This is a genomic window from Actinoplanes sp. NPDC048988 (assembly GCF_043197815.1).
Classification (GTDB): domain Bacteria; phylum Actinomycetota; class Actinomycetes; order Mycobacteriales; family Micromonosporaceae; genus Actinoplanes.
Genome location: NZ_JBICTW010000006.1, coordinates 245101 through 267424, shown reverse-complemented (window position 1 = coordinate 267424; position 22324 = coordinate 245101). Strand labels below are relative to the sequence as shown.

The 22324-nt window shown below is 70.7% G+C and carries 20 protein-coding genes; 12 read left to right on the top strand and 8 right to left on the bottom strand.

Annotated elements, in window-relative coordinates:
- Nucleotides 1-18: 18 nt before the first annotated feature.
- Together ACGFJ7_RS21840 and ACGFJ7_RS21835 are read right to left on the bottom strand one after the other, a co-directional pair.
- Nucleotides 19-2259 (bottom strand): ABC transporter permease, encoded by a 2241-nt coding sequence (locus tag ACGFJ7_RS21840; RefSeq protein ID WP_392643422.1) that lies wholly within the window; start codon nt 2257-2259, stop codon nt 19-21.
- A complete protein-coding gene (locus ACGFJ7_RS21835) occupies nt 2256-2915 on the bottom strand; it encodes an ABC transporter ATP-binding protein (RefSeq protein WP_360256398.1) in 660 nt (219 codons plus the stop codon). The genes ACGFJ7_RS21840 and ACGFJ7_RS21835 overlap by 4 nt, the downstream gene beginning before the upstream one ends.
- Nucleotides 2916-3046: 131 nt before the next feature.
- On the opposite strand from ACGFJ7_RS21835, the gene ACGFJ7_RS21830 reads away from it, so the two are divergent.
- The 4 genes from ACGFJ7_RS21830 to glpK are packed head-to-tail and all read left to right on the top strand — an operon-like array spanning nt 3047 to nt 7240.
- Nucleotides 3047-4327, top strand: a complete 1281-nt coding sequence (locus tag ACGFJ7_RS21830) for a sensor histidine kinase (RefSeq protein ID WP_392643420.1) — start codon at nt 3047-3049, stop codon at nt 4325-4327.
- Entirely contained in the window at nt 4324-4986 is a 663-nt protein-coding gene (locus tag ACGFJ7_RS21825; RefSeq protein WP_360256393.1) for a response regulator transcription factor, read from the top strand. Before ACGFJ7_RS21830 ends, ACGFJ7_RS21825 begins: the two co-directional genes overlap by 4 nt.
- A gap of 26 nt (nt 4987-5012) precedes the next feature.
- On the top strand, nt 5013-5777 hold the full coding sequence (locus ACGFJ7_RS21820; protein ID WP_360256389.1) for an IclR family transcriptional regulator: 765 nt from the start codon (nt 5013-5015) through the stop codon (nt 5775-5777).
- Nucleotides 5774-7240, top strand: coding sequence for a glycerol kinase GlpK (gene glpK / locus ACGFJ7_RS21815; protein WP_392643418.1), 1467 nt, complete (start codon nt 5774-5776; stop codon nt 7238-7240). The genes ACGFJ7_RS21820 and glpK overlap by 4 nt, the downstream gene beginning before the upstream one ends.
- On the opposite strand, the gene ACGFJ7_RS21810 is transcribed toward glpK, so the two are convergent.
- Nucleotides 7230-8888: an alpha/beta hydrolase-fold protein gene (locus tag ACGFJ7_RS21810; protein WP_392643416.1), complete on the bottom strand. Its 1659-nt coding sequence runs from the start codon at nt 8886-8888 to the stop codon at nt 7230-7232. The genes glpK and ACGFJ7_RS21810 overlap by 11 nt on opposite strands.
- A 160-nt stretch (nt 8889-9048) precedes the next feature.
- On the opposite strand from ACGFJ7_RS21810, the gene ACGFJ7_RS21805 reads away from it, so the two are divergent.
- Together ACGFJ7_RS21805 and argG are read left to right on the top strand one after the other, a co-directional pair.
- Nucleotides 9049-9750, top strand: coding sequence for a class I SAM-dependent methyltransferase (locus ACGFJ7_RS21805; protein WP_360256382.1), 702 nt, complete (start codon nt 9049-9051; stop codon nt 9748-9750).
- Between the two features lie 28 nt (nt 9751-9778).
- On the top strand, nt 9779-11194 hold the full coding sequence (gene argG, locus ACGFJ7_RS21800) for an argininosuccinate synthase (RefSeq protein ID WP_360256380.1): 1416 nt from the start codon (nt 9779-9781) through the stop codon (nt 11192-11194).
- Between the two features lie 123 nt (nt 11195-11317).
- On the opposite strand, the gene ACGFJ7_RS21795 is transcribed toward argG, so the two are convergent.
- The 3 genes from ACGFJ7_RS21795 to ACGFJ7_RS21785 all read right to left on the bottom strand — a co-directional run bounded on the left by ACGFJ7_RS21795 (nt 11318) and on the right by ACGFJ7_RS21785 (nt 13031).
- Complete coding sequence (locus tag ACGFJ7_RS21795; protein WP_392643414.1) at nt 11318-11521, bottom strand: DUF664 domain-containing protein; 204 nt, start codon at nt 11519-11521, stop codon at nt 11318-11320.
- Between the two features lie 4 nt (nt 11522-11525).
- The gene (locus ACGFJ7_RS21790) at nt 11526-11843 is read right to left on the bottom strand and encodes a hypothetical protein (RefSeq protein ID WP_392643412.1); all 318 of its coding nucleotides are present in this window, start codon (nt 11841-11843) and stop codon (nt 11526-11528) included.
- Between the two features lie 72 nt (nt 11844-11915).
- Entirely contained in the window at nt 11916-13031 is a 1116-nt protein-coding gene (locus tag ACGFJ7_RS21785; protein WP_392643411.1) for a GAF domain-containing protein, read from the bottom strand.
- A 114-nt stretch (nt 13032-13145) separates the two neighbouring features.
- Here ACGFJ7_RS21785 and ACGFJ7_RS21780 point away from each other — a divergent pair, with 114 nt between their 5' ends.
- The 4 genes from ACGFJ7_RS21780 to ACGFJ7_RS21765 all read left to right on the top strand — a co-directional run bounded on the left by ACGFJ7_RS21780 (nt 13146) and on the right by ACGFJ7_RS21765 (nt 18679).
- Nucleotides 13146-14819 (top strand): SulP family inorganic anion transporter, encoded by a 1674-nt coding sequence (locus ACGFJ7_RS21780; RefSeq protein ID WP_392643410.1) that lies wholly within the window; start codon nt 13146-13148, stop codon nt 14817-14819.
- 73 nt (nt 14820-14892) lie between these two features.
- Nucleotides 14893-16362 (top strand): McrB family protein, encoded by a 1470-nt coding sequence (locus tag ACGFJ7_RS21775; protein ID WP_392643408.1) that lies wholly within the window; start codon nt 14893-14895, stop codon nt 16360-16362.
- 1 nt (nt 16363) lies between these two features.
- Nucleotides 16364-17509, top strand: coding sequence for a hypothetical protein (locus ACGFJ7_RS21770; protein ID WP_392643407.1), 1146 nt, complete (start codon nt 16364-16366; stop codon nt 17507-17509).
- Between the two features lie 138 nt (nt 17510-17647).
- Entirely contained in the window at nt 17648-18679 is a 1032-nt protein-coding gene (locus ACGFJ7_RS21765; protein ID WP_392643405.1) for a hypothetical protein, read from the top strand.
- A 45-nt stretch (nt 18680-18724) separates the two neighbouring features.
- On the opposite strand, the gene pdxY is transcribed toward ACGFJ7_RS21765, so the two are convergent.
- A complete protein-coding gene (gene pdxY, locus ACGFJ7_RS21760; protein ID WP_360256366.1) occupies nt 18725-19576 on the bottom strand; it encodes a pyridoxal kinase PdxY in 852 nt (283 codons plus the stop codon).
- 84 nt (nt 19577-19660) lie between these two features.
- Between pdxY and ACGFJ7_RS21755 the strand changes: the two genes are divergently transcribed.
- Both ACGFJ7_RS21755 and ACGFJ7_RS21750 read left to right on the top strand, forming a co-directional pair.
- A complete protein-coding gene (locus ACGFJ7_RS21755) occupies nt 19661-20425 on the top strand; it encodes an NPP1 family protein (protein WP_392643403.1) in 765 nt (254 codons plus the stop codon).
- 184 nt (nt 20426-20609) lie between these two features.
- The gene (locus ACGFJ7_RS21750; protein ID WP_392643401.1) at nt 20610-21146 is read left to right on the top strand and encodes a hypothetical protein; all 537 of its coding nucleotides are present in this window, start codon (nt 20610-20612) and stop codon (nt 21144-21146) included.
- Here ACGFJ7_RS21750 and ACGFJ7_RS21745 read toward each other — a convergent pair.
- On the bottom strand, nt 21143-22285 hold the full coding sequence (locus ACGFJ7_RS21745) for an acyl-CoA dehydrogenase family protein (RefSeq protein WP_392643399.1): 1143 nt from the start codon (nt 22283-22285) through the stop codon (nt 21143-21145). The two genes, ACGFJ7_RS21750 and ACGFJ7_RS21745, sit on opposite strands and share 4 nt — an antisense overlap.
- Nucleotides 22286-22324 lie beyond the last annotated feature (39 nt).

Sequence of the window (22324 nt, the reverse complement as noted above, 5' to 3'; positions counted from 1 at the left end):
GGTGGTGATCATGCCGGGTCATTCGGTGCGCAGGGCCACCGCCGTGCGCGTCCGGGCCGCCCACCCCGCCGGGAGCAGAGCGCCGGCCGCGGCCAGGATCAGGCCGGCCAGGGCCAGGGTCAGGAGCAGGGCCGGGGCGTAGACGTCGATGGTGCTGCCGGGCAGGCGGATGCCGGCGCCGCGGGCCATCGCCGGCACCGCCCAGCGATGCACGAGGTAGCCGGCCGGGACGCCGGCGGCGCCGCCGATCAGACCGGCCACGCCGACCGAGGCGATGACCATGACGGCGGTCTGCTTCGGAGTCATACCGATCGATTTCTGTACGCCGATGTCGTGCACCCGGTCGCGGGAGTCGAGGACCACCGCGTTCAGCACCCCCAGCGCCGCCACGGACACCAGCAGGGCCGTGAGCAGGGCGGTGAGGGAGTCGAGCACGATCAGCGTGCCGTCGGCGCTCTCGGCCTCGCTGGCCTGGGCCTCCAGGTGGCGGCTGGTCAGGGAGTCGAGGTACGCGGCGCGGTCGGTGCCCGGCGTGAGCTTGACGTACCACTCGAACGGCGATCGGAGGCCGGGCATGCTGGCGACGTCGGTGTAGAGGTGGTTGTTGGCGCTGCCGTCGAACACCTCGCCCACAATGGTGAACGGCTCGTGGCCGGCGCCGGTGACCGTGTCGCCGACGTGCTTGCCGGTGGCGGTGAGCAACCCGGTCGTGACGACCACCTCGCCCGGAGCGGCATACCAGCGGCCGTCGAGCATCTCGTACCCGGCGGCGCCGGCGTCCCCGATGGTGACGGTGCCGTGGGCGGCCTCGCGCAGGCCGTCGATGGTGATGTCGGCCGGCCCGCGGCCGTAGTAGCTCCCGGTTCCCGGCGTGGCCGCGATGACCGCGCCCGCGTCCGTTCCGATGCCGTCCGGTCCCGGGTACACGACCACGTCGGCCGAGGTGGCGGGCTTCTGGTCGGCCGCCTGGACCAGGCGCAGCGAACTGGCCAGCCCGATGGCGAAGGTGGCCGCGGCCGTGCCGAACGCGATCGTCAGCAGCATGGCCACCAGCCGGGCGGGGCGGGTGAACGGCTGGGCCAGGCCGAGGCTGAGCGGCCTCGGCAGCCGGGACCGGCCGGCCAGACGGGCGGCCCGGCGGCCCCGGCCACTGAGCGGGGTGCGGCCGACCGCGAGCGCGTCGACGGTGCGCAGCCGGGCCGCCCGCCACGCGGCCGGGGCCGCGGTCGCCGAGAGGACCAGCACCGCGGCCACGATCGCGGCGGCGTCGACCCAGGGGGTGACCGACATCGGGACGGTGCCGAACAGGTCGGCCACGTCGGCGGTCAGCGGCACCGCGAGCAGGTCACCGGCGACGATGCCGAGGACGGCGCCGATCATTCCCGGGATCAGCGCCTGGACCAGGCAGGCCCGCACCACCTGGGCCGGGGTCAGCCCGAGCGCCTTCATGACGCCGATGCGGCGGGTGGCCGAGGCGACGGTGCCCGCGGCGACGTTGCCGATGACCAGGGCGGCCAGGGCCAGGCCGATCAGCCCGAACGCGCTCAGCAGGGGCACGAACAGCTGGGTGCGGTGCGCGGCGTCGGCGCGGACGCCCAGCCAGGACTGCGTCCGGGCGTTCGGGCCGAGGGCGGCCTGGTGTGCGCTCATCGCGGCCTCGGTGCCGGCGTCGGCGTACCGGTAGAGCATCTGCCAGCCGGCCGGGCCGAGCGCGGTCGCCTGATCGGGTGTCACCCACCCCTGCGAGGTCTGGCTGATCGACCGGGCCTCGCCGACGACCCTCAGGGTGGGCCCGTCCTTCAGCCTCAGGACGCTTCCGGGCGGAATCCGCAGATGGCCGCGGGCCACCACGACCTCGCCCGTGGCCCGCGCCCAGCGCCCGGACAGCAGGGTCACCTTGTCGACCGGGTCGCGGGCCGGGTCGGCCCGCCCGGCCACCCTGAGGTCCATGAACGGTATGCCCGGCAGGCCCTCGGGACGGACGGCGGCCGTGGCCACCGGGAACGGTCCGGCCGCCCGCTCGGCTTGCGACGCGGTGGCCGCGGCCTGCTCGCTGGTGGTCGTCGAGGCGTCGAAGAACGCGGTGAGGTGCGCGCCGCGCTGGCCGGCGAACGCGGTGGCGAACGGCGCCGAGGAGGCGGCCAGCAGCAGGCCGGCCAGGACGGTCGCGGTGACGGCCATCGCCGTGGCGGCGACGATCACGATGGTGGAGACGCGGCGCCGCTGGGCGCCGCGCACGACGGTCCGGACGGCGCTCATGCGGTCGCCACCCGCCCGTCGACGAGCCGGACGGTGCGGGTGGCGACGGCCTCGGCCAGCACCTCGTCGTGGGTGACCAACACGATGGTCTGACCGTCGGTGTGCAGGTCGATCAGGAGTTTGCGCACCTCCGCGCCCGAGGCGGTGTCGAGGGCGCCGGTCGGCTCGTCCGCGAGCAGCAGCGGCGGCCGGTTCATCAGCGCCCGGGCGACGGCGACCCGCTGCCGCTCCCCGCCGGACAGGCGGCCGGGGTAGGCGCCGGCGTGCCGGTCGATGCCGAGCGTCTCCAGAAGCTCGCCCGCGCGCCGGCGTGACGCGCCGGCCGGGCGGCCGGCGATCTGCGCCGGCAGCAGCACGTTGTCCAGGACGGTCAGGTCGTCGAGCAGGTTGAAGAACTGGAAGACCAGGCCGATGGTCGCCCGGCGGTACCGGGCGGCCGCGGCCTCACCGAGCCGGTCGACCCGGGTGCCGCCGACCGTCACGCTGCCCTCGGTGGGCCGGTCGAGGCCGGCGATCAGGTTGAGCAGTGTCGACTTGCCGCTGCCGGACGGGCCGAGCAGCGCCAGGCATTCCCCCTCGGCGACCTCGAGGCTCAGGTGGTCGAGGGCGGCCCGGTCGCCCTCGTAACGGCGGCTCACATCTACGACGTCAATCATGGCCGGGACACTATGGACGGCCGCGTACCCGGGTCGTCGGCCGTGAGAGCCCCTTTCCGGGCCGGGGTCATCCTCGCGGCGTAGTCCGGAGGTGGATGCGTACGGCCGGCCCGCCCCGACACAATGAGCGGATGCCGCTCCTGCTCGCGCGGGCCCTGCGCCGCTCCGGCCCGCAGCCGCGGATGACCCGCCGCAACTGGGTCTTCGACGCGCTGCTCGTCGTGGTGTTCGTCGCGGTGGCGCTCGGCGGCACCAACATCACCGAGCACCTGTTCGACACCACGAACGACGTGGCGATGATGGTGCCGCCACCGGATCTTCCTGATCTCCCGGACATCCCACCCTCGCACGGGGCTCCGGTCACCCCGTACGAGAATGATCTTCGCGACCCCCAGAGCCCGGGCTGGATCGCCATCGCCGCGATCCTGCCGTTGCTCCTGCGGCGCCGCTATCCGCTGGCCACCCTCTCGGTCATCCTCGGCATCACTGTGCTGTCGCTGCACGGCGTCGAGCCGAGCACCGACATCCTGCGCGTCTCCTTCTACGCCTGCGTGATCGCCGCCTACACCGCCGCCGCGTACAGCCCCTACCGGATGTGGGCCCTGGCCACGCTGCCGGTGGCGGCGCTGCTGTACAGCTCGTTCCCCGACCTGGCGGTGCCGATCGTGCCGGTGGCCTGGGTACCGTTCCTGGTGCTGCTGCCCATCGGGCTGGCCGTCAACGGCATGCGCACCTGGCGGGAACGGGCCGACCGGCTGCGCCAGGAACGCGCCGACGCGCTGCGGGAGGCCGCCCGGCAGGAACGGGCCCGGATCGCCCGCGAGCTGCACGACATCGTCACGCACAACGTGTCCATGATGGTCATCCAGGCCGGAGCCGCCCGGAAGGTCCTCGACAACGCGCCCGAGGCGGCCCGCGACGCGCTGCTCGCGGTCGAGGAGGGCGGCCGGGCCGCGCTCGGCGAGCTCCGTGGGGTGATGGGCCTGCTGTCCGCGGCCGACGACGAGGACGACCTCGCCCCGCAGCCCGGCCTGGCCCAGCTTCCGCCGCTGATCGACCGGGTCCGCGACGCCGGCGTCGACGTCACGGTCACCACCAGCGGCGAGAAGTACCCGCTGCCGGCCGGCCTGGAACTCGCGGCGTACCGCGTCGTGCAGGAGGCGCTCACCAACACGGTGAAGCATGCGGCCGGCGCCAGCGCCACGGTCGACGTCGCGTACGCGCCGGACGGCCTGCGGATCACGGTCACCGACACCGGCGGCCGGCCGACCCCGGAATCGGCCCGGTCCACCGGCCGTGGGCTGGCCGGCCTGCGGGAACGACTCGCCGTCTACGGCGGCACCCTCCAGGCGGCGGCCCGCCTGACCGGCGGTTACCGCGTCCAGGCCCGACTACCGCTGGAGACCCCATGAGCGCAGTGCCGTTACGGGTGGTGATCGCCGACGATCAGGCGCTCGTGCGGGCCGGCTTCCGGATGATCCTGGCCGCGGACGGCATCGACGTGGTGGCCGAGGCCGAGAACGGCGCCGAGGCGGTCGAGGCGGTCCGCCGTACCGGCCCCGACGTGGTCCTCATGGACATCCGGATGCCGGAGATGGACGGGCTCGAGGCCACCCGCCGCATCCTGGCCGTCGCCGCACCGCCCCGGGTCATCATGCTGACCACGTTCGACCTCGACAACTACGTCTACTCGGCCCTGGGCATGGGCGCGAGCGGCTTCCTGCTGAAGGACGTCACCCCGGAGTACCTGGTCGCCGCGGTGCGCATCGTCCGCGACGGCGACGCGCTGCTCGCCCCGGGCATCACCCGGCGCCTGGTCGAACGGTTCACCACGCCGGCGCCCCGCGACGCCCTCCCGCACCGCGACCTGGCCGCTCTGACACCGCGCGAGCGCGAGGTGCTGACCCTGGTCGCGCAGGGCCTGAGCAACGTCGAGATCGCCGGCCGCCTGTTCCTGTCCGAGGCGACGGTGAAGACCCACGTGGCCCGGGTGCTGGCCAAGCTCGGCCTCCGCGACCGGGTCCAGGCGGTGGTCGTGGCCTTCGAGACCCGGCTGGTCACGCCGTCCTGACCCGGGCCCGTGTGACAATGGCGCACGTGCCCGGCATGATTCAGTCCGTCGAGCGGTCGTCGGCCGTGTTACGCCTGCTGGCGGCCGGTCCCGACCGTCTGCGGGTCAAGGAGATCGCCGACGCGCTGGGTCTGCCCAAGTCGACAGCGCACAGCATCCTGCGGACCCTGGAACACATCGGCTTCGCCGAGCAGGACCCGCGGACCGCCCGCTACCGGCTCGGCCGGGGCCTGCTCGAGCTGGGCCGGGGCGGCCTCGACGTGAACGAGTTGCGCTCCCGGGCCCTGGACTGGGCCGACGCCCTGGCCTCCCGCACGGTCGAGTCGGTGCGCATCGGCGTCCTGGACGGCGCGGCGGTCAAGGTCGTCCACCACGTCTTCCGCCCGGACGACACCACGCAGACCATGGAGATCGGGCTGGTCGTTCCGGCGCACGCGACGTCGCTGGGCAAGGTCCTCCTGGCGTACGACGCCCCGGCCGCCGACGCCGTGGTCCGGGGCGGCCTCGACCCGTACACCCGCAAGACCTTGACCCATCGGCGGGACCTCACCGCCGCCCTGGCCGAGATCCGCCGCCAGGGCTGGGGGTACGCGGTCGAGGAATGGGAGCCGGGCCGGGCGGGCATAGCGGCGCCGACCCGGGGCATCGGCGGCCTGGTGGTGGGCGCGATCGGCATCTACGGCCCGGTCGAGCGCGTCTGCGACTCGCGGCTGCGCCCCCGCGCGGCCCTCGTCGAGCAGGTGCGCGCCACCGCCGAGTCGATCTCCCGGGATCTGAGTGGGCGCCCATGATCCTCGCGATCGATCAGGGCACCACCTCGACCCGGTGCATTCTCTTCGACCGGCGGGCGACCGTCGTCGCGGTCGCGCGGGCCGAGCATCCGCAGAGTTATCCCCGGCCCGGGTGGGTCGAGCACGACGCGGCGCGGATCTGGCGGGACACCCAGAAACTCATCAAGCGGGTGATGGCCTCGGCCGGGATCGGGCCCGCCCAGGTGGCCGCGATCGGCATCGCCAACCAGCGCGAGACCGTCGTGGTGTGGGACCGGAAGACCGGGGTGCCGGTGGCGCCGGCGATCGTCTGGCAGGACACCCGCACCTCGGAACTCGTCTCCGCTCTCGACGCGGACTTCGTCCGGGAGAGGACGGGCCTGCCGCCGGCCACCTACTTCTCCGCGCCCAAGGTGCGCTGGCTGCTCGACCACACGCCGGGGCTGCGGGAGCGCGCCGAGAAGGGCGAGGTGCTGTTCGGGACGATGGACAGCTGGCTGATCTGGAACCTGACCGGCGGCAAGCACCACCTCACCGACGTCACCAACGCCAGCCGCACGATGCTGATGGACCTGACGACGCTGCGCTGGGACGCCTCGCTCGTCGATGTGTGCACGATCCCACACGCGATGCTGCCGGAGATTCGCTCCTCGTCCGAGGTCTACGGGGCCGCCGACTCGGTGCTGCCCGGGGTGCCCATCGCGGCGGCCATGGGCGATCAGCAGGCCGCGCTCTTCGGGCAGACGTGCTTCGCGCCCGGCGACGTCAAATGCACGTACGGAACCGGCGGTTTTCTGCTCATGAACACCGGCGCCACACCGGTCCGTTCCACGCACGGGCTGCTCACCACGGTCGGCTACCGGATCGGGAACGAGCCCGTCGCGTACGCCCTGGAAGGGTCCATCGCCATCGCCGGATCGCTGGTGCAGTGGGTGCGCGACGGGCTCGGGCTGATCGGCACCGCGTCGGAGATCGAGACCCTGGCCGGCACCGTCGCCGACAACGGCGGCTGCTACATCGTGCCCGCCTTCTCCGGGCTGTTCGCGCCGCGCTGGCGGAGCGAGGCGCGCGGCGTGATCGTGGGCCTCACCTCGTACATCACCAAGGGTCATCTGGCCCGGGCCGTGCTCGAGGCCACCGGCTGGCAGACCCGCGAGGTGGTCGACGCGATGAACGCCGACTCCGGGCTCGCGCTGACCGCCCTCAACGTGGACGGCGGCATGACCTCCGACAACCTGCTCATGCAGATCGTGGCCGACGTGCTCGACGTGCCGGTCGTCCGGCCGATGGTCGCCGAGACCGTGTCGCTCGGCGCCGCCTACGCGGCCGGGCTGGCCGTCGGATACTGGTCCGACCTGCAGGACCTGCGCAACAACCGGCACCGGGCCGGCCGGTGGCTCTCGGCCATGGACGCCGGCCGGCGCGCCGCCGAATACCAGAGGTGGCGGCGCGCCGTCGACTGCGCGGTGTTGTTCAGCTCCTGAACTGCTCGCTGTGCAGGGCGAAGGAACGATCCAGCTTCGGCATCCAGTACGAGTCCGCGTGGTTGCCGGGGCCGAGCTGGTAGTCGTGCTTCACGCCCTTCGAGGCCAGGGCCACGCTCATGTTCCGGGCCGCCGTGCCGAACCCGTACTCGTCGGAATCGCCGCCGTCGAAGTAGTAGGTGTGCCGGTTGAGCTCGGCCGCCGTCATCGACTGCACGAGCTTGATCGGCTGCAGGTGGGCGTTGGCGGCGCGCTCCTCGGCCGTGCCGACCAGCGGAGCCAGGCTCAGGGCGCCGATGTGGCTGGCGATCGAGCTGAACAGCTCCGGGTGGGTGAGGCCGAGCGTGAAGGCGCCCTGCCCGCCCATCGACACGCCGGTGAGGCCGCGGTGCTCCCGATCGGGAATCGTGCGGTAGACCCGGTCGACCATCGGCAGCACCTCCTTGACGATCATCGACCGGTAGTTGCCGGCCGAGGTGTCGACGTACCAGCCGCTGCCGCCGTCCGGGAAGATCACGATCATCTCGGCCAGGCCCTTGTCCTTGATCAGCTTGTCGAGGACGGTGCCCATGTTGCGGGCCTCCCACTCGATGTTGCTGCCGTTGAACCCGTTGAGCATGTAGACGACCGGGAAACGCTTGGCTGTCGTACGGGTGTAGCTCGCCGGCAGGTACACGTTGAACTGCACCCGCTTGTTCATCGCGGTCGAGACGTAGCTGTCACGGAAGAAGCGGGACTGGTCGCCGAGTTCGACGCCTCTGCGCGGGTCGAAGTGCAGCAGTTCGCGGGTGGGCGGCTCGCCGGCCGCCCAGCTCCGGAGCGTGTCGACCACGATGCGGCCCCGGTCGTCGACGAAGACCTCGGCCTGGGCGTCGGTCAGCGTGACGTTCCGGCCCCGGGCCCTGATCTCGGACAGCCGGCGGGCCGCGGTGTCGCCCTGATGGAAGAAATCCTTGGCCAGGGTCGACGCGTACGCCCGCAGGTCGCCCGCGGCGAGGGCCCGGTGTTGCTTGGTGAGCAGCGCGCAGGCGTACGCCAATTGGCTCTTCGTCGCCGCTTTGCCCCCGCGGAAATGGGCCTTGGTGTAAAGGCCGACCGGCCCGGCGTAGAAACCACCGCCGCCGGTTCCGTCGTACACCCGGACCGCGATGGTGTTGGCGCCGCCCCAATGCAACAGGCCGTCGGCCGGGTAATACTCGCGCGGCACTTCCCAGGTGGAATCGAAATCGGGCGGGAATCCGCCGGTCCGGCCGATTTCGGTGCCGTTGAGGAACGTCTGGTCGGCGTCGTCGATCTGGCCGAGGGTGGCCATGACCGCCGAATCGGTGACGCCGGACGGGCGCGCCGGCAGCGTGAAGGTCTTGCGATACCACGCGAAGCCGTCGTAATTCTTGAGATCGGCCTCATTGTTCCAGTTGTCGGGCACGCTCCACGATTTCCACGCGGCGTCGTCGAACCCGGCGGCCGAGAAGGCCGGGTCGTCGCCGGTGGTGAACTTCCAGCCGCCGCCGGCCAGATCGAATCCATAGTCGACCGAGCCGGTGGTGGCGCACGAGGTGTCGCCGGCCAGCGCGGGCTCGCCCACCGCGACCGCGGCGCCGGCGACGAGGGCCACGGCCAGGAACGCCCGAGAGATCTTGCGTGACATATGACCGCCTGAACAAAGTCAAACACGAAACATGATGGACGCACACTCGCAACATTCCCTTCTTCCTGTCAATACGCTGATACAAGATGACAATCTATGTTCGGTTGTGTTTGGAACCGTTTTCGGAACGGCGGGCGGCTCACCGTTTTAGCATGTCGTGGTGGACAGCACCGAAATTCAGAAACTGGTCGCTCTGGAAGATCGGCATTGGTGGTACCGGGAAAGGCGGGCCCTTCTCGCCCGCAACCTGCGCCGCCTGCCCGGGCCCCCGTCCAAGGCCCTGGACATCGGCGCCGCGGGCGGCGGGAACACCCGCGTCCTGCAGAAACACGGCTGGTCGCCGATCGCCGTCGAATACGGTCACGACGGTGCCGTGGCCGCCCGGAAACGCGCATTGACCACCGTGCGCGGAGATGGCCGGCATCTCCCCTTCAGTTCCGCATCGGTGGACCTTGTCGTCGCATTCGACGTTCTCGAGCACATTGACGATGACGAGCGGGTTGTCGCCGAAATGCGCCGGGTCCTGCGCCCCGGCGGCAGCGCGCTGATCACCGTTCCGTGCGACATGAAGCTGTGGTCCGCGCACGACGTGGCGGTCGGGCACCTCCGCCGCTACACGCGCGACACCCTGCGCACGGTCCTGGAGAACGGCGGCCTCCGCGTCGAACGGCTCTGGAGCTGGAACGTGCTGCTGCGCCCCGGCGCGGCGTACACCCGCAAGAGGTCCACCACCAGCGATCTGCGCAAGATGAACCCGCTGGTGAACGCCGCCCTGAGCGCGGTCATCGTCACTGAGCGCTTCCTGCCCGTGCAGTCTCTTCCGGGGGTATCGCTGATGGCCCGGGCGGTGCGCTTTGCATGAAAATGCGGGAGCGTGCATAATCTAGCCCGTGACCAAGGTACTGTCCTCTCTCCCGGTCGGCCAGCGGGTCGGCATCGCCTTCTCCGGTGGCCTCGACACGTCGGTCGCGGTCGCGTGGATGCGTGAAAAGGGCGCCGTGCCCTGCGCGTACACCGCCGAGATCGGCCAGTACGACGAGCCCGACGTGACCTCCGTGCCCGATCGCGCCCTCACCTACGGCGCCGAGGTCGCCCGCCTGGTGGACTGCCGGTCCGCCCTCGTCGAGGAAGGGCTGGCCGCCCTGGCCTGCGGCGCGTTCCACATTCGCTCCGGCGGCAAGACGTACTTCAACACCACACCGCTGGGCCGGGCCGTCACCGGCACCCTGCTCGTCCGGGCCATGCTCTCCGACCAGGTGCAGATCTGGGGCGACGGCTCGACGTTCAAGGGCAACGACATCGAGCGCTTCTATCGGTACGGTCTCCTGGCCAACCCGTCGCTGCGCATCTACAAGCCGTGGCTCGACAAAGACTTCGTCACCGAGCTCGGCGGGCGCAAGGAGATGAGCGAGTGGCTGCTCGCCCACGACCTGCCCTACCGTGACTCCACCGAGAAGGCGTACTCGACCGACGCCAACATCTGGGGCGCCACCCACGAGGCCAAGTCCCTCGAGCACCTCGACACCGGCATCGAGATCGTCGACCCGATCATGGGCGTCCGCTTCTGGGACCCGTCGGTGGCGATCGCGGCCGAAGACGTCACCATCGGCTTCGTCGAGGGCCGGCCGGTCACGGTCAACGGCAAAGAGTTCGGCTCCCCGGTCGACCTGGTGCTCGAGGTGAACGCGATCGGCGGCCGCCACGGCCTGGGCATGTCCGACCAGATCGAGAACCGGATCATCGAAGCCAAGAGCCGGGGCATCTACGAGGCGCCCGGCATGGCGCTGCTGCACATCGCGTACGAGCGCCTGGTCAACGCCATCCACAACGAGGACACGCTGGCGAGCTACCACACCGAAGGCCGCAAGCTGGGCCGCCTCATGTACGAGGGCCGCTGGCTCGACCCGCAGGCGCTCATGCTCCGCGAGTCCCTGCAGCGCTGGGTCGGCAACGCCGTGACCGGCGAGGTCACCCTGCGCCTGCGCCGCGGCGACGACTACTCGGTGCTCGACACCACCGGCCCGGCCTTCAGCTACCACCCCGACAAGCTGTCGATGGAGCGAACCGACACGCCGGCGTTCGCCCCCGCCGACCGCATCGGCCAGCTGACCATGCGCAACCTCGACATCGCCGACTCCCGAGCCAAGCTCGAGCAGTACGCCCTGCTGGGCATGGTCGGCAGCCCCCAGGGCCTGGTAGGCGCCCTCCCCGCCGGCGGCGCCGAGGAAATCGCCTCCCGCGGCGCCGAGGCACCCACCGAAGACACCCTCCTCGACCAGGCCGCCATGGAGTCCGGCACCGACTGAGCCCACACCCGAGCTGGCGCCCGGCCCCGCCCCGCGCCAGCTCGGCACCATCCCGCGCGAACCCCGACCGCGCGCCCGGCGCTTGGGGCGCTGGCTATCCTCCGCAAGGCCCTCGACCTCGGATCAGCCGGTGACCCCGTCCATGCGCTCGCGGATCAGGGCGGCGTGGCCGTTGTGGCGGGCGCTCCTCGATCCTGTGAAGTAGACCCAGCGCTGAAAGCGGCTGCCCTTGACCCTCGGTAACTCCTGGTCAAGGTCGAAGGCGGCCACCGCCCGGTCCGCGACGCCCTCCTCGGTGAAGGCCTGCTCGGCGCCGGCGGTGGCCACGTCGTCAAAGGCCCGCCACCTCGGCCACGCCCGCTACACCTCGTCCCGCCACGCCCGCCACCTCGCCCCGCCACGCCCGCCACCCCGCTACGCCTGCCACCGCGGCCACGTCCGGCACCTCGCCGCGCCACGCCCGCCACCCCGCCACGCCTGCCACCGCGGCCACGTCCGGCACCTCGCCCCGCCACGCCCGCCACCCCGCCACGCCCGCCACCCCGCCACGCCCGCCATCCCGCCACGCCCGCCACGCCGGCCACCTCGCCGCGCCCGGCACCTCGGCCGCGCCCGGCACCTCGGCCGCGCCCGGCACCTCGGCCGCCACCCGGGCGAGCCGGGACCGCGCTCGGCCTGTGAGGGGACGCTCGCGGCTTGATCGGGTTGTCGGCGCGGGCGGTCAGGTGCGGTTCAGGTAGGCGGCCAGGCCGCCCAGTTCCTCGCTGGCGATGAAGACGGAACGCACGTTGATGATCGCCTCTTCGACGTGGTCGGGGCAGCCCCACGCCGCGTCGCCCCAGGAATCGGCGAGTTTGATCTCGGCTGGGGCGGCGCACGGCTGGGCGCCACCGAGCTGGCAGTGCTCGGGGTGAGGCGCGGCCGCCTGCGCGGCGGCCGCCGCTTTCAGCCGCGCGGCGAGCTCGGCCGCCGCGGTGGCACGCTCATCGGCTTCCCGCGCCGCCTCGGCCAGTTCGTCGTTGGCCGCCTGAGCGCGCGCTTCGGCCCGGTGGCGTTCGATGGCCAGGGCGGCGGTGCCGGCGAAGACGCGGGCGAGAGCGAGGTCCGCCTCCCGCGGCACGCGCGGGACCCGGTGATACATGGCGAAGGTGCCGAGCAGGTCACCGTCGCGAGCCAGGATCGGCGTGGACCAGCAGGCAGCCAGACCGGCCCGCCCGGCCAGTTCCCGAAAGTCGTCCCAGAACGGGTCGGCCGCGATGTCGGTGACGATCACCGGCTCCCGCCGGTGAGCCGCGGTGCCGCAGGAACCCACCCCTTCGCCGGTGGCGATCCCGTCGATGGCCTCGTTGTAGAAATCCGGCAGACTGGGCGCCGCGCCGTGCCGGAGATGCCGCCCGTCAGGGTCGGCGAGCAGCACGGAGACCACCACCTCGTGCGGCGCGAGCTCTTCGATGCTGCGGGCCATCCCGTCGAGCACGTCGGCCAGCGGCGCCTGCCGGGCGATCTGCTCCAGCAGGGCCCGGTGTTCGGCCATCAGCCGCTGGGCCTGCTTGACCTGAGTGGTCTCCACCCCGATCAGATGAACGCCGATCACTTCACCGTCCGCGTTCCGCCGCGGTTCGAGGGTGAAATCGAACGACGCCTCCTCAACCTGGACATCGCGTAACGTCAGGGGGTCGCCGGTGCGATAGACCCGGTCCAGCCGCTCACGGAGACCTGGGCTTTCCCTGAATGCGGCACTCGCCGTCTCCACCACATGCTCCGGCCCGGCCAGCGACGCGAAGACCGCGGTCGACTGCCCGAACAACGCCCGCTGATCTTCGTTCGCTTCCGACATGGACACTTGTCTACCAGCAAGCAAGGTCCTCCGCGCGCCCAGCCCATGCTCCCGGCCGCGTCTCATCCGTTCCGCGTGATGTCCGGGCGGGGAGGGGCGCTGACAATCACGGGCGTGGCGATCACCGGCCGGGTCGGGCGCTGGGTGCGTCGAACGGTGCCCCGGCGCAGTTCGGTTCGCCGGGATGTGGTGGCCGGGCTGACCGGTGCCGTCAGCGGTGTGCCCGACGGCATGGCGGCCAGCGTTCTGGCCGGTGTGAATCCGGTCTTCGGGCTGTACGCCAGCATCTTCGGACCGGTCGGCGGTGGCCTCACGGCGGGGAGCCGGCTCATGGTCATCACGACGACCAGTGCCGCGGCCGTCGCCGCCGGTTCCGCGCTGGCCGATGTTCCCGGCGCCGACCGCCCTCGGGCGCTTTTCATGTTGACCCTGCTGGCCGGGGCTCTGATGGTTCTGGCCGGGCTGTTCCGGCTCGGGCGGTACCTGCGCTTCGTACCCCACTCGGTCATGATCGGTTTTCTGTCGGGGGTGGCCGTCAACATCGTTCTGGCGCAGCTTCCGGTTCTTGCCGGCGCCGCCGCGACCGGGCCGTTCGCCCTGGCCAAGGCGTGGGATCTGCTGCGGCATCTCGGCCGGGTGAACATCGGCGCTCTGCTGGCCGGGCTGTTCGCCCTGGTGGTGCTCGTGGCTTTCCGGCGTACCCGGTTCGCGGCCTACTCGACGCTGGTGACGCTGATCGTACCCAGCGTCGCCGTCGCGGTCCTGCACGCTGACGTGCCCGTGGTCGGCGCCATTCCAGGTGGGCTGCCGACGCCCGTACTGCCCAAGCTCTCGGACTTTTCCTTCAGCCTGCTCGCCGGCGCGTTCGCGGTCGCCCTCGTCGTCCTGGTGCAGGGGGCCGGGGTCAGCGAGTCGGCCCCCAACCCGGACCGGACGCGAGCCGACCCGAACCGTGACTTCCTCGCTCAGGGCGTGGGCAACCTGCTCGCCGGGCTGTTCCGCGGCCAGCCGGTGGGCGGTTCGGTCGGCCGTACCGCGCTCAACGTGGCCGCCGGCGCCGCCGACCGTTGGGCCGCCGTTTTCTCGGGCCTGTGGATGGCCGTACTGCTGCTGCTCTTCTCCGGCCTGGTCGGCGCCGTGGTCATGTCGACCCTGGCCGCCGTGCTCATCGTCGCCGCGATCGGCGCTTTCCGGGCCGCCGACCTGCGGGCCATCGTCCGCACCGGCGCCATCTCGCGGATCGCCGTGCTCGCGACCTTCGTCGCCACGCTGTTCCTGCCGGTGGCCGCCGCCGTCGGGGTCGGGGTCGCGCTGTCCCTGCTCATGCAGCTCAACCGTGAGGCGGCGGACTTGCGGGTGGTACGCCTGACGCCGCGCGACGACGGCGCCTTCGTCGAACAGACGGCGCCGCGACGGCTGGAGTCCCGGGAGGTCACGATGCTGGACGTCTACGGAAGCCTGTTCTACGCGGGCGCCCGTACCCTCCAAGCGCGTCTGCCCGATCCCGCGGATGCCGAACAACCGGTCGTCGTCCTCCGGCTGCGCGGCCGCGCCATGCTCGGCGCCACCGCGTTCGCCGTCCTGTCCGACTACGCGTCGCGGCTGGCCGACGCCGGCGGCCGCCTCTACCTGACCGGCGTCGACCCGGCCGTGCTGCGTCAGCTGCGCCGCAATCGGACGGTCGAAAGAATTGACGGGGTACGCGTCTTCGCGGCAACCGAGGTGATCGGAGAGTCCAGCCTCGAGGCGTACCGGGAAGCCCGTCTCTGGCTCGGCTCCCTTCCCTGACAGGTCGGGTCATCGGCCGCGGCCTCGCTGACCAACGCTCGTCATCGTGTGGCTGTCTGCTAGAACTGCGGGCATGCTCGACAGCGAGACCGCCGCGGTGGTCGATGACGTTCGCGGGAATTTCGGGCCGGAGTTCGTGCCGGCGCGGGTTGCCGCCGAGGATGCGGTTCGGCGATACATCGAGGAGAACCGCGGGCAGTTCGACGCCGAGCGGATCGTGGCCCTCGGCCGCCTGATCAACCGGCATGCCAAGGCCGGGCAGGACCGGTACGACCGGTTCACGCCCGGGTTCACCGGGGCGATCATGAGCAAGCTGGGCAGCGACCCCGCCACCTTCAACCACATGCTCGACCGGCTGTGGTCGGAGCCGATCGACGAGGCCGTGGCCACGCTGGGCGCCATCTACGGCAACCGGCCGCTCTTCGCGCACGCCGGCTCGTCGCTGCCCAGTTTCCTGCTCTACCTGCGTGACCCCGAGCGCTTCGGCATCTGCATGAACGCCACGATGTCCGGTCTCGCCGAGGTGACCGGCGCCCGCTACAAGGCGCGCAGCCCGGAGGACTACGACCGCTTCTGCACCGACCTGCGGGCCTGGCGGGAGCGGCACGGCGTCGTACCCCAGGAAGCCGACGCCGTCCTCACCGCCATCAAGCGGGCCGCCACGCCCGAGACCGGCCCGGCCGAAGAGGTGGCGCTGTCCGGCGGGTTCACCACCGAGGAGGTCGCCGCGCGCGGTTACCTTCCGGTCGAGCAGGTGGACCGGTGGGTGGAGGCGCTGACCATCGGCATGCGGCAGGCCGTCTTCCACGGGCCGCCCGGCACCGGCAAGACCCACGTGGCGCGGCTTCTCGCCCGCCATCTCGCGAGTTCGCCGGACCACATCGAGCTGACCCAGTTCCATCCGGCTTACTCGTACGAGGATTTCATCGAGGGCCTGCGGCCCGACGAGAGCCAGACGGGGCTGCGTTACGCCGTACGGGACGGGGTCTTTCTGCAGCTGTGTCAGCGGGCCGCCAAGGCACCCGACCAGACCTTTGTCATGATCATCGACGAGCTGAACCGGGCCGATCTCGCCGCGGTGTTCGGCGAGTTGCTGTACCTGCTGGAGTATCGCGGGGCCGAGGTGCGGCTGCCGTACTCGCAACGGCGTGTGTCGGTGCCGCGCAACGTGTTCCTCCTGGGCACGATGAACACCGCCGACCGCAGTCTGGCCATGCTGGACTTCGCGTTGCGCCGCCGGTTCAACGCCTTTCCCCTGCTGCCCGACGAGACCGTGCTGGCCAACTGGGCGCAGAGCCGTTCGATGGACAACGCCGAACTCGCCCTCGGGGTGTTCCGGTTGATCCGCGACCGGGTCGGACCGGACGCGCCGGTGAGCCCCGGCCACTCGTACTGGATGACCGAAGCTCTCGACGCGGCCGCCGCCGAGCGTGTCTGGGCCTACCAGCTCCGCCCCTACCTCGCCGAGTACTGGTTCGAGCGGCCCGCCGAGCTGTCCAGGCTGGACGCGGACGTGCGCGCCCTCATCGGGGAGCTGACCTGATGTGCTCGAGCTGATCGAGTACGCCACGACGACCGCCGACCTGACGGCCGCCGAGGCGGGCGAGCTCGCCCAGATGGCGCGGGGATCGCGGCACGGCGAGCGGCCCCGGGTCATCGAGCGCCTGGCGCCGACGATGGTTCCCGGACGGTACGAGATACAGCCGGGCCCGTACGTGGGACGCTTCGTGCTGGGCAGCGGCCGGGTCGTCGACCTCGGATGCCGGTTCCCGTTTCACGACCTGGCGAACCTGCTGCTGTACGGCCGCCGGCCCCTCCTTCTCGAGGAGACGGCCGCGCCCGGTCTCGGCGGTCACAGCTTGATGGATCTCATCGCGCTGGCCTTCGTGCGTCAGGCCGAGCTCATCGCCGGGCAGGGGCTGGTCAAGGCCTATCAGCGGCAGTCGTTCAGCCGGCCGCCCTACCCCGGGGTGCCCATGCCGGCCGTCCACCTCAAGCGGCACGCCGGCCGCCCGGACCGCCTGGCCACGGTGGCGAACCGGCTGACCGCCGACGTGCCCGCCAATCGGCTGGTGGCGACCGCGCTCCGCCGCCTGGGCACCCTTCCGCTCCAGGACGAGAGCGTGACCGCCCGCCTGCGCGGCCTGGTGCCCGTGTTCCGCGGCATCGGGGACACGTCCGGGCCCCTGCCGGAACACGCCGCGCCGGCCCGCTACCGCGGAACACTCGACCTGGCGCGCCTGATCCTGGACGACCGGACGACTCTGCCCACGGGAGCCGGCGTCTCCGGCGTGAGCGTCCTCTTCACCATGACCAGGATTTGGGAGAACTACGTCGAGCAATGGTTGACGGACCGCAGTCCCGGTTCTGTGGTGTCCCCGCAACACCGGATCCCGCTGACCGACGACGGCCCCGGCCCGACCGCCCGCGCCGATTTCGTCGTGCTGGAAAAGGGCCGGCCGACCGGCGTGTACGACGCCAAATACCGGCCGTGGCGGCAATCGCCCTCAACCGACGAGATCTATCAGCTTTTCACTTACGCCCACCGGCTCGGAACAAAGTACGCGGCGCTGGTCTATCCGTCCGCGGACGACCGCCGAGCCACCACAACGATCAGCGGCATCACCATCGACACCTGGGGCGTGCCCCTCCGGCCCGCTTTCGAGCAAGCCGGAGGTCATCCGCGGTGACCCACCGGCCTCACGCGAACGAACATCGCACTGACCAGTCAAGTACTCACGACCATTCGCCACGAGCAGTGGGCCGAATTGACAGCTCTCGTTGCCAGCATCGATCGCGCCATCGACAAAGCGCGGGAAATCGAGTCTGTGCCCGCCTCCCTGTGGGACAGCATCGCGGGCAGCGAGGCCGCACTTCGCAAGCAGCGTGATCTGTACCGGCTGAACGTGGACAGCCACATCCGCCAGATCCACCGGCTCGATCGACGGGCTCGCCGTGAGTACCTCGAGACGAACGCCGAGGCGATCCTCTTCGACGCCCATGCTCTGCTCTCGTCCGTCAAAGCGTGGACCGGGCATCAGGCGCTCCACGCCGGGCGTGCGAGAGCCGCGGGTGCCGAGGACGCGGCCGAGGCTCTGCTCGTGGAAGCCATCGCACGCGACACCGGCGAAGAGCTCAAGTCCGCGCTCGCCGAGACGACGAGGGTCGTCGACGCGCTGACGCGTGAGCTTCGCATTGTCGCCGAGCTACCCGGCCGCGACACATTGGCGTTGCCGGGAATGCGAAAGGACTCGAACGCGACCCGGCAAACCTCGGCCCGTCTTCTCGAGGCGCTCGAACCTCTTGCCGACGCTCTTCACCCGCCGATTCCTCCGCTCGACGTTCCCGAGATCGTCTGCGCATCCCGGGCGCTGGACCACGGGAAGAGCCTGCGCATTCTCCGCTGGTTCCTGGAGGACGGCGAGACGGTACGGGTTCTCGGCTTCCCCGATCAGCTCGACGGCGCCGGTTCGATCTCGTCGATCGTCAGCGGGGCCAAGGGGATGCTGGGCGGCGCCAAGGACAAAATGGCGGACAGGGATCTGGTCGCCGTCACGGATCGCCGCGTCATCACCGCCAAGGCGACCGCGTTCCTCGAGCAGGGCGAGCTCCGCCAGGACATCCCACTCGACCAAGTGCGATATGTGCGGAGCACGGCCCCGGCGGGCAAGGACGGCCGTTTCACGATCGACCTGATCACCCGCGACGATAACATCCGGTGGCTTTTCCCGCGCGACGTCGAGAGCTCAGACGTGGATGCGCTGGCCGCCGTTCTGGCCGAGTCGATGACGATCCCGGAAGGGGAACGCGCCGAGCTTCTGCGGCGGCGGCCCGCCCTCGTCGAAGCCGACACGAATTGACTGAATCAGCTGACCGTCCGGGCGCGTCGGCGCCCGGACGGCGAATCAGCGGACCCGCTCGGCCTTGAATTGCATCCGCGGGTTGGCGTAGAACTCCTGCGCCTCGATCAGCTGCAATTCGCGCTGGCCGGAGCGATACGTCGTCTCGATCAAATCAAAGACGCTTGACGCCGTACGCTCCAGTGCCACCGCCGCGTCCTTGGTGGCCACGTAATGCGCGGTGAACAACGCCGCCGTCACGTCGCCCGACCCGTTCGCCTTGAACGGCAGGTGCGGCGTGTTCACCAGCCACGCACCGGCCGGGTCGACGACCAGCATCTCGATCGTGCCCTCGGGGCGGTCCGGCCGTTCCACGCTCGTCACCAGCACCGTCGACGGGCCCATCTCGCGGGCCAGGTCGGCCGACTCCAGCGTCGACTCGATGCTCGCCGGCTCGGTGCCCGTCAGGAAGCCCAGCTCGAACTGGTTCGGCGTGATGATGTCGGCCACCGGCACCACCCGGTCGCGCAGCAGCTCGGGGATCTCCGGGGCCACGAAGCAGCCCGACTTCGCGTTTCCCATGACCGGGTCGCACGCGTAGACCGCCGCCGGGTTGGCCTCCTTCACCCGGCGCACCGCGTCGACGATCACGTCGCCGATGCCGACTCCGCCCTGGTAGCCCGACAGCACCGCGTCGATCTGCGGGAACACGCCCCGCTCCTCGACGCCCAGCAGCACCTCCGCCACGTCGGTGGGCGGGATCAGCGGGCCACGCCACGCCCCGTACCCCGTGTGGTTGGAGAAATTGACCGTATAGACGGGCACGACCTCGACGCCGATGCGCTGCAGCGGGAACACGGCCGCCGAATTGCCGACGTGACCCCAGGCGACCGCCGACTGGATGGACAGAACCTTCATGCCTCCAGCCTAAGGACCCGGCCGCCGCCATGTGTTCACGGCCCATCTATTGACGCTTTTAAATCGAAACCGCGAAGATCAGCCATGCGCCTTGTACGCCTCGGGGCCGTCTCCGGCCTCGCCGCCCTCATGGTCCTGGTCGCGGCCTCCCCCGCCCTGGCCGACCCTCCCCACAACCTCCCCCAGAACGCCGGCGGATACGAGCAGTCGTTCTCCCCCGCGTACGACTACGACACCGACGGCTGCTACGCCGTCCCCGCCATCGGCCCCGACGGCACGCTCAACGGCGGCCTCAACACCACCGGCGCCGTCAACGGTTCCTGCCGCGACCAATGGGACCTCGACAATTCCCAGACGTACGCCCGCTCGAAATGCAACAACGGCTGGTGCGCCATCGTCTACGCCAGCTATTTCGAAAAGGACCAGGCCGTCGCCGGCAGCGGCCTCGGCGGCCACCGCCACGACTGGGAACACGTGATTTCCTGGGTCAGCCAAACGTCAGATCAGGTCGAGTACGTCACCACGACCCAGCACAGTTCGCAGGTGACCTACACCCGTTCCCAGGTACGGTTCGACGGCAGCCACCCGAAGGTCGTCTACCACAAGGACGGCGCCTCCACCCACTTCTTCCGGCTGGCCAACGGCAACGACGAGCCGCCGGAGAACCACTACCACAATTGGCGCTACCCGGCCCTCGTCGACTGGAACGGATATCCGAGTCTGACCCTGCGCGACAAACTGATGACCGCCAATTTCGGCTCCGCCACCATCAAAATCAAGGAAGGCTCCTTCGAATACCTGCTGAACGCCGCCAAGCCGTCCGGCATCCCCTTCAACCCATACGGTTAGAAACGGCTCCGAACGACCGACACCGCCGGTCCCGATCCCGCACTAAGTTGGGACCGGCGGACGCGAAGCCCCGACTGAGCGTCGCCAAAACCGATTCAATACGGCTCGCAACGCCCGGTCGCTTCCAGGAGAACTCGTGTCCTATCCTTCGCCCCATCATGAGCAGCCCCCGCCCTCCTGGTAGGTGCCGCCACAGAAGAGGCGCAGCAAGCTGCCATGGATTCTCGGTGGCGTAGGCGCCGTGCTCATCCTCTGCGTCGGCGGCACTGTGATCGCCGCAGTTTCCAGCGGCGATGCCAAGGATAGTTTCGCGGATGGATACGCGCAGGGCGCCGCCGCGCAGGCGTCAGCTCAACAGGCCACGCCGGCAGCGACAGCGACGACATCCGCTGTTCCCGCCCAGCCCGCGGAGCTGCGTACTTCCGCCCCGGCGGCCGCTCCGGCCACCACGAAAGCGGTCCCGACAAAGGCGGCCACCACAAAAGCAGCCCCAGCCAAGGTCAAGGTGCCCAAGGGCGTAGGACTGGACTACCAGTCCGCACAGGACTTGTGGCGCGCGGCCGGTCTCGTCGTCGCTCCGGCCAAGGATGCCACCGGAGCGCACCGCCTGCCGGTGATCGACGCGAATTGGGTCGTGCTCGGGCAGGATCTCAAGCCGGGTTCCACGGTCGAGTCGGGGTCTCTCATCACCGCGACGGTGAAGAAGTACAGCGACGACTAACCGCTGTACCCGAAGAGTCTGGCGGCGAGGTCGGCCATCACCTCGCTGGCCCCGCCGCCGATTCCCAGGACTCGCGCGTCGCGGTAGTGGCGCTCGACTTCTGACTCGCGCATGTAGCCCATGCCGCCGTGGAGTTGGACCGCCTCGTCGACCACGTATTTGCAGGCGTCCACGGCGGCGTTCTTGGCCAGGCAGGCCTCGCCCACGACCATGTCGCCGGCCGCGTGCCGCAGCGCCACCTGCCGCGTATAGGTCCGGGCCAGTTCGATGCGCTGCCTCATCTGCACGAGCTTGTGCCGCACCACCTGCCGCGCGGCGAGCGGCTTGCCGAACGTCGACCGGTTCCGCGCATGTTCCACGCTCAGATCAAGGCATCGCTGCGCTATCGAGTACGCGTGAACGGCCACCACGATCCGCTCCGGCACGAACACCTGAGCGATCAGCGAGAATCCGTCGCCGATCAGATTGCCCGCCGGCACCCGGCAATCCGCGAACGACAGTTCCGCCGTGTCCGAACAGAGCCACCCCATCTTGTCGAGCCGCCGCGACACCGTGAAACCCGGCGTGCCCTTCTCCACGACCAACAGGCTGATGCCCGAGGCGCCGGGACCGCCCGTACGCACCGCGGTTGTCACGAAATCCGCCCGCGACCCCGAGGTGATGAACATCTTCGCCCCGTTCACCACATAGAAATCCCCGTCCCGCACTGCCGTGGTCCGCAGCGCGGCGACATCCGACCCGGCTTCCGGCTCGGTGATGCCCAGCGCGGCTATCTTCGAGCCTTCCAGCGCCGGCCGCACGAACCGGTCGATCAGCCCGCGGTCGGAGGAAGCCACGATGTGCGGCAGCGCGATCCCGTGCGTGAACAGCGCCGCGTGGCATCCCGACGAGCCACCGGCCTCCAGGAACGCCTCGGTCGCCACCACCACATCGACGGTGTCACCGCCGTCACCGCCGTGCTCTTCGGGGAACCCGATGCCGTAGAGACCCGCCGCCGCGGCCCGCCGGTGGAGCTCGCGCGGTATCTCACCGGCCCGCTCCCACTCGCCCAGGTGGGGTGTGACTTCCTTGCTCACGAACGACGCCATCGCTTCCCGCAGCGCCGCCCGCTCGCTCGTCTCGAACGGGTCTTCGTACATGGCCGGACCTCCGCTACCATCGCCGCATGACTTCGACGC